Source organism: Hyphomicrobium sp. 01T421, from assembly GCF_056398805.1.
In genome coordinates, this window is sequence record NZ_JBFTQC010000003.1 from 365127 (window position 1) to 378093 (window position 12967).

The window sequence follows — 12967 nt, forward strand, 5'->3', positions numbered from 1 at the left end:
TCTTCGACATAGATCGAACCACGCTTTGCCCAGCGCCGCCTCTAGAGCGGGGCACTCCCTCATGAAGATAGGAGTATCCGGTCACATTGTAACATGGTCAACGCAAGGTTAACGGCTGTTAGGTCTCAATCGTTGACGATCGCGGTGTTGGCGACGCCATATGTCGCAATTTGGCTTTGGGTGCGCGACGCATCGGCCTCCGAGAATGGCCCGACGCGCACGCGGTAGGCCTCCGCCCCCGTGCCGACTTGTAGCGGCGCCACTTCGACCGGTCCGAGCGAGCCAAGCTCGCGGCGCAATCTTTCGGCGTTGGACCGGTCGCGAAAAATACCGACCTGGACATATGTGCGGCCGTTACCGAAAGGTTGTGGAGCGGCGCCATGGCCGTACGGTTTGTCGAACGGTTTGTCGAAGGGCGGCGGAGAGGAAAGAGACATGCGGCCATCGCCCCTCGAAGGCGTGGACAGACTTGCCCTTTGGACGAACGGTTGGAATTGAGACGCGGCAGGCGGACCCCGATCCGGCTTGCCCGCAAGCGCGGCGCGGTAGCTGGTCGCCGACCAGCGATCCGATGCGTCGGACGGCAATCCTTGATAGCCAGACTCGTTTCCAGACTGGTTTGCGGACCGGTATTCGGGCTGGGCGGAAGCATATGCGCGCTTGGGTGGTGGCGGTGCCCAGTTGCCCGGCCGCTGCCCGGACTCTTGGGAAGCTAGAAACTGCCGTTCCCGGCTGTCGTCGCCATTGAGCGGCGCCAATCCAGCAAAACGGACACGAACCCGGGCCCGTCCGTTGTTTGTATATCCCAGATGTTTTGCTGCGGCGTACGACATGTCGATAAGCCGGTCGTTCACGTAAGGCCCGCGGTCGTTCACCCGCACAAGCACCGTCTTGCCGTTCTCCAGATTGGTGACATAGGCGTAGCTCGGAAGCGGCAACGTCGGATGGGCGGCAGTCAACGCTTTCGCGTCGAAGACTTCCCCGTTAGCGGTTCTCCGGCCGTGAAAATCTGCGCCGTACCACGACGCAACGCCAGATGCCTGATAATTGGGATCTTCGCGGGGGACGTACCATCGCCCGGCGACCTTGTATGGCGAACCGAGCTTGAAATGACCGCCACCTTTCGGAACGTTGTCGGAGGAGGCCACGCGCGGGCTGCTTTTGACGCCGTATTCGTCTTCCGAGAAGGCAGGGCGTGAGACGCCGGTCAGCGACCCCGGCGACGGATTATTCGAGGAACAGGCAGTTGTAAGCACCGCTGCACTCGCAGCGAGCATCAGCCGGCACGCCCTGAGCGAGCCGAATAAACGCCTCTCCATTACGCAAACTCACTTGATACGCTACGCCCGCCCAAGCGCACCCTCGCGAACCATCAAGCGCGCGAAGGTGGGCCGAAGCTTGCTGGAATGATGGCAAATGCGACTTAGGATCAGGTTAAGCTCTAGGGACCCCTCGGGCGGAAATGCAACCTCCCACGGGAAAAGTTGTCCAGGCACCACCCGTCACTGAGCCGGCTTCCCAAAAAAGCTACTGGCCACCCTGCACGTAAGATGGCGGCTCGGCCAGCGAAGCAACTAGCCCCCGCCGCATACAGAAATAGACGAGTTCGATGTCGGATCTGACGCCGAGCTTGGATTTGATTTGATAGTGGTAGTTCGCCACGGTCTTCGGACTGAGGTTGAAGGCCGCCGCAATCTCGTCTGTCGATTTGGCATCCAAGATCATACGCAGGATTTCGAATTCCCGAGGCGAAAGCTGATCGACGCCGGCCCCCTCATCGCAGAGTGTATTTTCCGCGATGGCCCGGTTGATCTCCGCGCAAAGCGCGGGACGGCCTGCGAAAACTTCGCGGATTGCGCTGACCAGTACGTCGGGCGGACTGCTTTTCGTGACATAGCCTCGCGCGCCGGCGCGAAAGGCCTGCTGTGCGTAGCTCGCGCTGGCGTGCATCGTAAAGATCAGTATGCGAGCGGTAGAATCCAATTGGCGTATCTGCCGAACGAGATCTATCCCTCCGCGCCCCGGCATTGAAATATCGATGACGGCGACATCCGGACTGTTTTTCTTGAAAGCCTGATAGCCCGACGCCGCATCATTCGCTTCCGCGACGATCTCGATGCCGGGGTGCTTCTCGATCAGCCTGCGATAGCCCTCACGGACAACGGCATGATCATCGACCAGTAGGACTCGGATGACCATGTCTCAGGCTGCCCTCTGCGCGGTTGGGAACTCGACTTGGAGCCCGAAACCACCACTTGGAAGTGGCCCTGCGACGAACTTTCCGCTGAGAGCGACGACGCGCTCCCGCATGCCGATCAGGCCCCACCCCGCTGTAAGCGACCCTCCCTCATCGGAGCGACTACCCGATCCGTCGTCGACGACTGAAAGCGTGATCCGTTCCTGGCCGGTATCGGCAAGGTGGTTCAACAGCACCCTTACATTGCGCGCATTGGCGTGTTTCGAAGCGTTAGTCAGGGCTTCTTGAATGATCCGATAGACGTGTGCACTCGTTTCCGCCCGGAGTTTCTCTACGTCGCCGGTTGTTTCGAACGAAAATTTCGTAACGCCATGTGCGAACTTGTTGTGCTGTTCTATCAGCTCCCTGAGGCTCTGAATGAGACCCAGATCGTCGATTTCCTGCGGTCTGAGGTAGGTGAGCGTCCGGCGCAGCGATCTCATCGATCCGGAAGCCATCTCTTCAAGCTGCTTGGCCTCGGCGACAAGCCCCGGTGCGTCGCGTTGCGCGCCGGTGCGAATGGATGCAGCAAGCGCGTTGAGAGCGGCGAGCTTTTGAGCGATCTCATCGTGAAGCTCGCGCGCTATGTGGCGGCGCTCATGCTCTTGGCTGTCCACGAGGCGTAGCGCAAGCTCGGCTCGCTCGGAAGTGACCTTGCCGAGTTCGTCCGTCAACGCATTGAAGACCTCACTGATACGATTGAACTCCGTCAAGCGAAACGGGGGCAGCCGGCCCGTAAGGTCACCGCGCGCCAAACGGTTCAACCCTGAAAGTATTTCCCTTGCCGGTAGAAGGGCACGGTCGACAACAAAATACGTGACGAGGCAGAGCGTTGCGACGAGGACCGCGGATAGAAGGAGAAGCGGCGCAATCGTCGCCCACGATTGCGCGGCTGTCGCGGCTGGATTGAGGGTTGCGGCGACAGTGCCGTGCGATGCGCCGCGATAGAATATCGGCCTGACCGCATCCAAGCTACCGCTGATGAACGACCGATACGCCTCGTAAAACCAAACTGGTGCGTTGATCGATGCGGTGTTCATGCCGCCGCAGCTCGAGCGCTGTGTCGTTCCCTCTTCACTACGCAGTTCGACGCATTGGCCGGCCTCCAACGAGTACGTCGTGATGATGTCCCAATCCGGAAATCGCATCGCGATGTCCGTCGACCGGTCGATGCGCGAAAGCTGCAGCTCGAGTTGGCGGGAGACGAGTTCAGCAAGCTCCGTGTTCTGCTGCTTGGCCTCCCGCGCGGTCTCATAAATGACGAACGCCGATCCGGCGAGGAAACACGCGAGCGCGACCAGCGTGATCCGCCTCACCAAGAGCCGCTTGAGATCCATGACGCCACCTTTCTCCCAGCAAACTAAAAGGCGACGCGGAAGCTGTGAAGGGCCGCAGCCAATGCTCAGGAAATTTGCCCAATGGTCCGCGGGTGAACCACTCTGTCGAGCCGGCACAGCGCCTCCTACTTTCGCCCCCAGGGTTGAGCGTTAGGCTTGCGAGCGGATGGCTCGGAGGGAGCTGCGCTTTCCCCGATGACGAAGGGAAAGAGGAATCGATGATTTCAAAAGCTCTGATGGCCGCCGCGGTGATCGCATTTGCAAGTCCCGCGTTCGCGCAAGAAGCCACCCATGATGCGAAGGAATTGGCTCCTGGTGAGATGAAGTTTGAAGACAACCCGGCATTTCCGGAAGGCATTCAAACGGTGGTTCTTTACGGCGACCCGTCCAAACCCGGAATGTTCGTCCTGCGAGTCAAGCTGCCGCCTCATTCCGTCATAGCGCCCCACACGCACCCGGTTTTTGAATCGGTTACGATCCTGACCGGAACCATGGGAAGCGGCATGGGGGAGAAGGTCGACAAGTCCAAAGGAAAGGTCCTCGAGGCCGGGTCATTGCTTCTGCTACCGGCCAACCACCCGCACTACGTGTGGTCTGAAGACCAGGAAACGATCCTTCAGGTGGCCGCCATCGGCCCCTTCGACCTTACCTACGTCAACCCGGAAGATGATCCGCGAAAGAAATAGATTGGAGCGATACGCGAGGTCGCTCTTCCCAACCACCAGCCACCCCCGGCCCATCCAAATGCAGCAAGACGCCGCTGACCGCGCGCAAAGCCTTGTCGGCGATCCCGTTAGCAAGTAAACGGTCGCACTTGGCCAAGCGCCGGTCCATTACGGTGGCTGCGATGGTGATTGGCCCGGCATGCAAATAGCGTCTCTGAGCGCGCATGTTCGGAGGGGTGGCCGAGTGGTTTAAGGCACCGGTCTTGAAAACCGGCGTGGGCGCAAGTCCACCGTGGGTTCGAATCCCACCCCCTCCGCCATTTCTGTTATCTCACGACAGTTCGCTTCGCTCGCCGCTCCGATGGGGCGGCCTTGCGACCGGTCGCGCAGTCGCGCTCCTGGCTCCGGGTTCCAACTTTCGTCCGAACTCTCCGCCACCAGCCCTCATGCGAAATCGTCCGAGCTGTTCCGGCGCGCTTCAAAAAACTGGCTCGGAAAGCCGGAAGCCTGTCTACCTCCGGCCTTCCGTCTGAACGGCGAGTCTATTCCCGGCCCATGCCGCCCTCGCCTGTACTGGCGCCCATCATGGCTCCGCCACCTTCGTCTTCCATTCGCTCGCGCCGGGCTTCCAAGCCTTCCCTCATCCTATGAAGGATGAGGACGCCGAGTACTCGCATCCGCCGCTTCTGGGCGTCGTCCAGCGTTGAATAAAGGGGCTGCCATGCGTCAGCGAGCTTTTTGAGTTCAGCACCGCGCTCTGAAAGATTTTCAGCTCGATTTTGCAAGACCTGCACGAAATTCCGGTCAAATTGACCTTCTTCCATGTGAGACATCATGTTCTCAATTCTTTGGCGGCGTCCTTCCGCCCGTGCACGGATAGCGTCCTCGACTGCGGGCCAGTACTGCATTTGATCGGGTCTTAGCTGCAGAGCGGCCTTCACAATGTCGATCCGATTATCGGTCACATCATCCTTGGCACCCATTCGCCCTCCTTGCATTCCTTGCATCCGTTGCATCCCTTGCATCGGCTGCATGCCCTGCATTGGCTGGCCTTGCATTGGCTGGCCTTGCATGGGCTGGCCTTGCATGGGCTGGGCGGTTTGCGCGATGGCGAGCGATGGAGCGGCCGTTAGGAGTGCCGCAAAGCCGTACGCGATGAATCTCGACATGTTGAACTCCTGTTCCTATCGCGATTGTTAGAAGCTACGAAGAAGCCGGCTGCATGTTGGCCGATGCGTCGTCTTCATGGATCGATATCGAAGTTCTGGAGTCTTGCCTCGGGCGAGGTGCCGATAGCAGTCGTTTATGATCGCAGATCTGTTCTTAAATGTCGGTCGCGCTCACGGAGGACAACCAAGCGTTATCGTCCGTTTTTACTGCGTTACCTGTGGGTCCGCCCAAAATCAAAATAGTGGAAATGGCGGTCGCTCCCATCAGACCTGCGTCGTATCATCAGGCCAATGCATCGCCGCGCAATATCCAACATGCCATCTCTCGGGTCAATCGAGACGGCTGCCCGGTTCGGAGCATCCGAAGATTGTTGATGGCGTGCTAAGTTGGTTCAATGCAAACACGCATAATAGTTTGTACAATGTCTAGAAGTGCTCTGCGGTCGCGCGATTACTTCGGCCGGCGTTCGGAAGGCGGGCAATTCTCTAAGCGGCGAAGCAGCGCGACGCGCATCGAGTCCCGTTTGTTGCCGTCGCGCAAGACGTTGGGAACCATCCGCACTCGCGGAGCAGATACGTAGTCGTCAAAAATGCGTGTCCAAAAAAGAAGACCACCAGCAACGGCGATGAAGAAAGCGATAACCACAATGAAAGAAAGCCGCCCGAAGAAAGGAGAACAAGAAGCCTCCGCCTCTCAGCTGATCGATGCGAGAATCGAGACGCTGAGTGATTGGAGGGGTGAGACGCTGGCTCGGGTTCGAGATCTGATCAAACAGGCCGACCCCGAAGTCATCGAGGAGTTGAAGTGGAGAGGGGTTCCGGTCTGGTCGCACGCCGGCATCATCTGCACTGGCGAGACGTATAAAAGCGTCGTGAAGTTGACCTTCGCCAAGGGCGCCGCGTTGGACGACCCTTCAGGCCTCTTCAATGCCAGCCTCGAAGGCAGCACACGGCGCGCCATCGATATCCACGAAGGCGACAAGATTGATGAAAAGGCATTGAAGGCGCTCATCCGCGCCGCCGCGGCGCTGAACACGTCGGCTCGCGCTAGCGCCCGCCCCGCCCGCTCTCCGAAGAAGCCAAAGAGCCCCTGACACGCGTCTCGCAGGGATGGAGCAAGCACGTTCCGTCATGTCGAACGAAAATCACCTGGCGTCATTCATTCTTCGCGACCTACTCTCCCGAATCTGCTCTGGGGTGCGCTCGCCCGTTCCGATCTTTCCGGCCGGTACGAATCTCCCGTTGGCGGCAGATGCCGTCATCGGCACGCAGATTTTTCAGTGGAACGATCAGCCGGCCCAGTGAACGGCAACGAGGGAGTGCACGGTCGTCCAATCCCGTTCACCCCATGCAAATCTCTGAACGAGGATAAGTTACGTCTCGGCAACAGGCGAAGATTCAACGACGCAATATGCGTCGAAAGATTATTATGGCCTAGATCATCGAGTTAATGTCACGTGATTCAAAAATAGGATCAGACCGGAAGGAGGAAGCGGGGACACCGACGACAAACAGGCTTTCGCAGCTGCTGTACGCGGGAAGTCTAAATAATAACAACCACGTACAGTTGAGAGCTCTGGGGGAAGGCCTTTTATGTTTCGCTGCTTGGTTCTGGCCGTCGCACTGTGTGCGTCCCTTGGCATTTCAGGCTGTTCATCTCTCGATAAGCCGCTTATCGAACCGCCCGACGAAATGGCAAAGCTCTCTAACGTAGATCTCGGTCCGGCTCGGCCTGCAAATCGCCAACCGCAATACGATTCCAATGGTAATCCCCGGAGTATCTCTGCGAAATATCCGGGCGTTGACCGCGTAGCAGGCGCACCTCGGCAATCGACCCCAGGAATTAGCCAAAGCACCGCCGGATACGAGCTGAATTTCAACGATGCAGAGCTATCCGAGTTCGCAAAAGTCGTTCTGAAAGACACGCTCGGACTTACGTACGTCTTCGATTCGCACGTCGAAGGTCGCGTCACCCTGTCGACTGGCAGCCCGGTGTCGCGCGCCGAGCTCATTTCGATCCTGGAGAGTGTGCTAGCGACCTATAAAGCGGCCCTCCTCATTGAAAATAACGTCTACCGCGTGGTGCCGGAAGCCGACGCGCACCAGCAAGGCATCTCTGCGTTCGACTACGTCAGGGAAAGCCGCGAGGTTGGCCCCGGCTACGGGGTCTCCATCTTCGCTCTGAAATACGTCTCGACCGCTGCAATGATGCGCATGCTCGACGGACTGTTGGTCAAGCAGGACGATCTGCGCGCGAGCGTTTACAACAACCTTCTCTTCGTCCGCGGGTCCGGCCAAGTCCGCCAGTCGGTGGTCGACATCGTTTCGATGTTTGACGTCGATTGGATGAGGGGTCAGTCCGCCGGGCTCTTCAAACTCAACAACGCGGCGCCCGATGACGTCATCCGGGAGCTGACTCAAGTCTTCCAGACGGAGCGGCAAGGCAAGGGCCTCGTCAAGTTTCAGCCGATCGCGCGCCTGAACGCCGTCCTCGTTCTCGCGCCGAAATCGCAAATGATCGACAAGGCGGCGGAATGGATTTCGCGGCTCGACCATGGCGGCGCCGACGACAACAACTTTTACGTTTATCGGGTTGAAAACGGACGCGCAAAAGATCTGGCGCGACTCCTGATGGCGGCCTTTTCTGGATCGGGCGGCGGCTCCAGTCGTGGCGCGGAAGAGAAAGAAGTTGTACCAACTTCCGGAGCGTCCCGGATGAGTTCCGGCGGGGGCAGCGGAAGTGGCTTTGGAAGCAGCTTCGGAAGCAACAGTTCGGCCGGCACAGGGTCCAGTTTTGCTAACAACGATACACCGGGCAGTTCCGGAAGCGGCAGCAACAGCAGCGGTCCGCTGAAGAGCGCACCGCCGATGTCGACGGCCGACGACTCGTCAAGCGAGGACGTCTCGGAGTCACCCAGCAGTGGACCTTCCTCGTCGTCCGATCAGGTACGGGTCACGCCGGACGAGCGAAACAACAAGCTGCTGATCAAGGCATCTGAACGAAACTACCGAAAGATCCTCCAGATCCTCCAGCGCATTGACCAGCCGCCGCTACAGGTGCTCATCAACGCGACGCTCGCCGAGGTCACGCTCAACAACAATCTGTCCTATGGCGTTCAATTCTACCTGCAGAAAAATCACGGCAAGGCCGGCGCGATCGGATTTAGCACATCTGATGCGCTTGCCATCTCGCCCGTAGCACCCGGCCTCAATCTGATCGCGGGAAGCGTCGGCACCGATCCGCGCGTTATCCTCGATGCTTTGGCGAAGGAGACCGCCGTCAGGGTTGTTTCATCGCCATCCGTCGTCGTGCTTCATAACCAGCCGGCGACATTGGAAGTCGGTGACGAGGTCCCGATCATCACGCGCGAGGCACAGAGCGTGGTCAATCCGGACTCTCCGACTGTCAATGAAATCTCGTTCAAGAACACCGGCGTTATTCTGAATGTAACGCCGCGCATCAACAGCAACGGTCTCGTAACGATGGAGGTTCAGCAGGAAGTCAGCGCGGTTGTGAACCCCGGAGGTCCGAATTCGACCTCGACCACGCTCACGCCGACGATATCGCAGCGTCGCGTATCGAGCACCATTGCTGTCCAGAGCGGTCAGATGGTTGTCCTCGGCGGGCTCATCCGCGAAGAAGTCGATCGCTCGAAATCCAGCATTCCTGTGCTCAACAAAATTCCCTACATCGGCGACGTTCTCGGTGGAGCAACCAATAACTCCAAGGTGAGAACGGAGCTGATCGTCTTTATCCGGCCGACGGTCATTCACAATCCGGAAGATGCGAGCAATGCCGCTGAAGCACTGCGTGCGGGTATGCAATCGCTCGCGCCAAGGCCAACGGCATGGGATGTCGAAGTCGAGGAACGCGGCGCCGGCCGCCGGCCAACCGTCATCAAGTGAGAAGCAATCGCTCGGCGTTTAATCATCATAGCCCAGGCGAGTGAGTTCCACTCGCGCGACGAACGCGTGGGCAAATGCTACCGGATGGCAAGCAAAAGAAAACGCCGAATGGCACTGGCGTCATCGCGCCTACCGAGTGCCGACTTTTTATGAGCCGAGCAGAGCGCGGTAAAATTGCGATGCGCATGGCCTTGCGCTGGAGCGAACGTTATGTCCCTCACACACGGCCCAAAAAAAACTCTGCCCGCGCGAGGCGGGCAGAGCTGACCAATTCAACCGTGTCGTCGACGAGGGTAACTACTTGCCCTTGCCGCCCTTGGGCTTCTTCGCGTACTCGTCGAGCTTGTTCTTCTTGAAAAGCGTGAAGAGCAGAGCGGCGACCTTGTCGTTGTCCATGTCCATGAAGGGAATATGCGTGCTTCCCTTCAGGCCTGCATCATCCCCAAGCTTGAGGACTTCTGCATTGCCGCCGTACTTGTTGATGAGCTTGGCGCTAAGGCGGGACAAGATGACCTGCTGCTCGGTTTCAGGACGGTTGTCGCCCCAAACGAACTGGATCTTCTTGAGCTTAGCCAACTTCTTGAAGTCTTCCAGCGGTACACCGAGCGGACCGAATGCGCAGGCTGCGGTCAGTGCAGTGCAGAGCGTCGGGCTCTCCGGGTCACCGATCGGGAACAGGTATCCGATGCTCTCGTAGGTTACGATGCCGGCGATGTTGTTCTTTGTGGTCTTCGCCGTGGTCTTCGCAGCGCGAAGGCCGCCCGCGGAGTTCGTGAGGTAGACGATCTGATTGCCGAGTTTGCCGGAATCTGCCGCTACGGCAGCAGCATCCGTCTCGAGCTCGATGTTGTAAGCGTTATCGAACTCGTCATAGCGAGCGCCGGTCGCGTTCCACCAATTCTCCTCCAAAGTCGCAGCATCGGTTGGGAATTGCGTGGGGTTGTAAAATTCGGCTTTCGTCGGCACTTGTCCGGCTGGAATCGTGGGGCCGAATTTCCAGGCGGTGAAGTTGCCCTGATCCCGGTTGCTCGGCACGTAGTTGATGGGCTCGCAGCTCCAGTTGGCGCGGCCTACGCGCGGGCCGTCCCAAATGTACGTGGGATAGTCGGCGCGCAGCATCTTGTCCTTATAGCCTTCGCCGCCGTCAAAACGGTTCTGCCACACCTGTGCGCTCGAGCTGTGCCACAGGACGATGCTCGTCTGGCGGGGCTTCTTCGGGATGAAATACTCGACATACCCGTGGTCGCACGACAGTGTCCGGTTCGGGTTCGTCGGAACGTTCGGGTTGGTGGAAGGGACGGTGTAGTGCTTGCCGCCGATGATGAATCCACCCGATTTTTCGAGCACGATATCTTTACCGGCCATCGCGCCGCCGCTCGAAGCGACAAGCAAGAGAGCAGCTAACGGATAATAGCTCCGTACGCCCCCCGGCTTGTATTTCGAAAATCGATTGTTGTCTGTTTTCATTATTATTTCCTCCGTTGGCATCGTCCGTTTTTCTTTTTTGAAACGAGCATTTCGATCTTCGTCGAACAGTGAAGTGCACTCGTCGAAAAGGACGATAGAGGTGGAGAAAAAACGGAACTACAATGATCCTGCGCATTCCGGCACAATACTGCTCCGTGAAGCGAATACTTGCCGATGTGCTAAACGAGTGATACGCGCGCGGCTCTCGCGACGCGACCTCTCACGCGAGCGACATCGCGCAGGCGCGTTTACACGCCGGCATCAATACTGCGTTGCGATCAGACGGGACTATCGGCGAAACGCTTTGGCAGTCACCCTCACGCGAGCATCGATGCGACGAGCTTCATCGAGCAACCAGTTACAGCCCAACTTTATATTGCTTGGGAGTAACGCCCGTAACCTCGCGGAAAACTTTCGCAAAATGGCTCTGACTGGAGAATCCATACGCCGATGATATTTGGCTCGCGGATAGCTTTGTGGTTGCGAGCATGCCCTTCGCCCCTTCAATCCGCTCGCGCATGACGAACCTATAGGGCGTTACGCCAAACGCAGCCTTGAACAATCGAGTGAAATGGGAAGGGCTCATCTGCACTAGCCCTGCAAGCTCCGTCACTGAGATGTTGCTTGTCAGGTTCTCTCGAATGTAATCGACGAGACAACTTTTCTGTGTCGGCGATAGGTTGACCTCGCGACTGTCTACGTGCGAGGCCGACGCATACCTGGCCGCCAGATACGCGAGCAAGGCGAGCGAGATCGACTCTCCAAATAATCTACCGGACGGACATCCTTCTCGAACTTCCTCGCACATTATCGCCAACAGCATGGCGAGCCGGGCATCGCTCGCGACCTGCGCAGTCTCCAAAAATTTATCGATGGCGACAACATTGTCGGGGGCAATGTGCTGCAATTTGGAGTTATCAAGTTGGAGCACCATCATCGGAGTAGCATCGCTTGGCACAGCGGATTGAATTTCCACATCGCGCCGCACGATAGAGACGGTTCCGCGCCGAACAGCGTCCTTGCGCCAGATGCCCCGATGCTTCCAATTCAAGGATCCGGAGCCACCGGTGACATACAGGAGCGTCGTCTTGGACCAGGAATGGCTCGGAAGCGGCTCGAGAGGGCCGTTTGCCTCTTCAAAATAGTAGCCGGCCCAAGGGCTATCGCCACTACTGAGTGCCGCGTCCGCGAAGAACGGAACACGGCGCCCATTTGTATTCATTTGAAGGCGTGACGCGGTCACATTCTCCCCCGGTTCCGCACTGCCGAGATGTCTTCTCGTTTGTTTGGAAGCCCGAGAGAATTTCAGGAATCGAACGGCAAGGCTTGGCGCTGCGAGAACTCAACTGGCAGTGAATGAACAGAACGCTTCAGCTGCGAGCCATTCGAGCTGAGTGCAGCGCACAATCAATCGTCTTGCGCCAGCGCTCCAATCCCCGAATTATGACGCACACATCCTAGATCGCGATCGCTCGTCTTCAGCGTAACGATCGGCTGCTCGGGATTATCAAACGGCAAGAACGTCGTGATTTGGCGTTGTTGCAACACGAAATTTCGCGTCGGTACGCCAGTGCAAAACCTTAACGGAACAGCGTGAAGTCAGTCGCTTATGAGGTCGTTCGCTGGTGAATCCGATGAAACGATCTGCATGACAGAGCGCAACCATTGTGCGGCGCGAAATAATAAAACTTTTCCCACTTCCATCGCCCCGTCTCCGCATGAAGCGGCGCTGCACACACACGATCACGCATCCCATGTCCACAAACCGACATCGTCATCAACCCGCCCCCGTCCGCCGGGCTCGACACAAGGCAGGAACCTAAAGATTGGGGAGGTCAGCTCGCCGCGAGTAAGTTACAGCCGATCGATGAGACGGGATCGCTGTTTCGCTCGCGCGGGAATAGTTTGCGACACGTCGCAAAAAACAAAAACGCGCCCCTGGCACGAGGCRCAGGGGCGCGTTTTGAACGTTTCGATAGAGGTGATTGACTTCTTTCTGATTGCGCATCGCGACTCCCGTTCCGGGAGCCGGCCGCGATGCGCGAAAATAGAAAATTCACATGACGTCTCGGCAGACCTGGCAACGACCTACTCTCCCGCGTCTTAAGACGAAGTACCATCGGCGCAGGGGCGTTTCACGGCCGAGTTCGGAATGGGATCGGGTGCAGCCACCCCGCCATAATCACC

9 protein-coding genes, 1 tRNA gene and 1 rRNA gene are annotated in these 12967 nt (G+C 58.2%); 4 read left to right on the top strand and 7 right to left on the bottom strand.

Annotated elements, in window-relative coordinates; all coding sequences use genetic code 11:
* Positions 1–125: 125 nt before the first annotated feature.
* The 3 genes from AC1DK3_RS18695 to AC1DK3_RS18705 form a co-directional block, all read right to left on the bottom strand.
* Positions 126–1319 (bottom strand): septal ring lytic transglycosylase RlpA family protein, encoded by a 1194-nt coding sequence (locus AC1DK3_RS18695; RefSeq protein ID WP_477193740.1) that lies wholly within the window; start codon positions 1317–1319, stop codon positions 126–128.
* 208 nt (positions 1320–1527) lie between these two features.
* Positions 1528–2199 (bottom strand): response regulator, encoded by a 672-nt coding sequence (locus AC1DK3_RS18700; protein WP_477193741.1) that lies wholly within the window; start codon positions 2197–2199, stop codon positions 1528–1530.
* A 3-nt stretch (positions 2200–2202) separates the two neighbouring features.
* Positions 2203–3573, bottom strand: coding sequence for a sensor histidine kinase (locus AC1DK3_RS18705; protein WP_477193742.1), 1371 nt, complete (start codon positions 3571–3573; stop codon positions 2203–2205).
* Positions 3574–3791: 218 nt separating this feature from the next.
* On the opposite strand from AC1DK3_RS18705, the gene AC1DK3_RS18710 reads away from it, so the two are divergent.
* Positions 3792–4259, top strand: coding sequence for a cupin domain-containing protein (locus AC1DK3_RS18710; protein ID WP_477193743.1), 468 nt, complete (start codon positions 3792–3794; stop codon positions 4257–4259).
* A 209-nt stretch (positions 4260–4468) separates the two neighbouring features.
* Positions 4469–4558 (top strand) — tRNA-Ser (locus AC1DK3_RS18715).
* 222 nt (positions 4559–4780) lie between these two features.
* Here AC1DK3_RS18715 and AC1DK3_RS18720 read toward each other — a convergent pair.
* Positions 4781–5281, bottom strand: coding sequence for a Spy/CpxP family protein refolding chaperone (locus AC1DK3_RS18720; RefSeq protein ID WP_477193744.1), 501 nt, complete (start codon positions 5279–5281; stop codon positions 4781–4783).
* Positions 5282–6033: 752 nt separating this feature from the next.
* Between AC1DK3_RS18720 and AC1DK3_RS18725 the strand changes: the two genes are divergently transcribed.
* Positions 6034–6501, top strand: coding sequence for a DUF1801 domain-containing protein (locus AC1DK3_RS18725; RefSeq protein ID WP_477193745.1), 468 nt, complete (start codon positions 6034–6036; stop codon positions 6499–6501).
* 598 nt (positions 6502–7099) lie between these two features.
* Positions 7100–9313 carry a type II secretion system secretin GspD gene (gspD, locus tag AC1DK3_RS18730; protein ID WP_477193746.1) on the top strand — a complete coding sequence of 738 codons (2214 nt, stop codon included), beginning with the start codon at positions 7100–7102 and terminating at the stop codon, positions 9311–9313.
* Between the two features lie 297 nt (positions 9314–9610).
* Here gspD and AC1DK3_RS18735 read toward each other — a convergent pair whose 3' ends face one another.
* The 3 genes from AC1DK3_RS18735 to rrf all read right to left on the bottom strand — a co-directional run.
* A complete protein-coding gene (locus AC1DK3_RS18735; protein WP_477193747.1) occupies positions 9611–10780 on the bottom strand; it encodes an alpha/beta hydrolase family protein in 1170 nt (389 codons plus the stop codon).
* A 358-nt stretch (positions 10781–11138) separates the two neighbouring features.
* Entirely contained in the window at positions 11139–12023 is an 885-nt protein-coding gene (locus tag AC1DK3_RS18740) for a helix-turn-helix transcriptional regulator (RefSeq protein ID WP_477193748.1), read from the bottom strand.
* A gap of 832 nt (positions 12024–12855) precedes the next feature.
* Positions 12856–12967: ribosomal RNA gene (rrf, locus tag AC1DK3_RS18745) — 5S ribosomal RNA — on the bottom strand; the annotation flags it as partial.

What these genes read in the sequence shown, in the direction of transcription:
- AC1DK3_RS18695 (WP_477193740.1), bottom strand. Translation starts at nt 1,319, where the DNA reads ATGGAGAGGCGTTTATTCGGCTCGCTCAGGGCGTGCCGGCTGATGCTC.
- AC1DK3_RS18700 (WP_477193741.1), bottom strand. Translation starts at nt 2,199, where the DNA reads ATGGTCATCCGAGTCCTACTGGTCGATGATCATGCCGTTGTCCGTGAG.
- AC1DK3_RS18705 (WP_477193742.1), bottom strand. Translation starts at nt 3,573, where the DNA reads ATGGATCTCAAGCGGCTCTTGGTGAGGCGGATCACGCTGGTCGCGCTC.
- AC1DK3_RS18710 (WP_477193743.1), top strand. Translation starts at nt 3,792, where the DNA reads ATGATTTCAAAAGCTCTGATGGCCGCCGCGGTGATCGCATTTGCAAGT.
- AC1DK3_RS18720 (WP_477193744.1), bottom strand. Translation starts at nt 5,281, where the DNA reads ATGCAGGGCATGCAGCCGATGCAAGGGATGCAACGGATGCAAGGAATG.
- AC1DK3_RS18725 (WP_477193745.1), top strand. Translation starts at nt 6,034, where the DNA reads ATGAAGAAAGCGATAACCACAATGAAAGAAAGCCGCCCGAAGAAAGGA.
- gspD (WP_477193746.1), top strand. Translation starts at nt 7,100, where the DNA reads ATGGCAAAGCTCTCTAACGTAGATCTCGGTCCGGCTCGGCCTGCAAAT.
- AC1DK3_RS18735 (WP_477193747.1), bottom strand. Translation starts at nt 10,780, where the DNA reads ATGAAAACAGACAACAATCGATTTTCGAAATACAAGCCGGGGGGCGTA.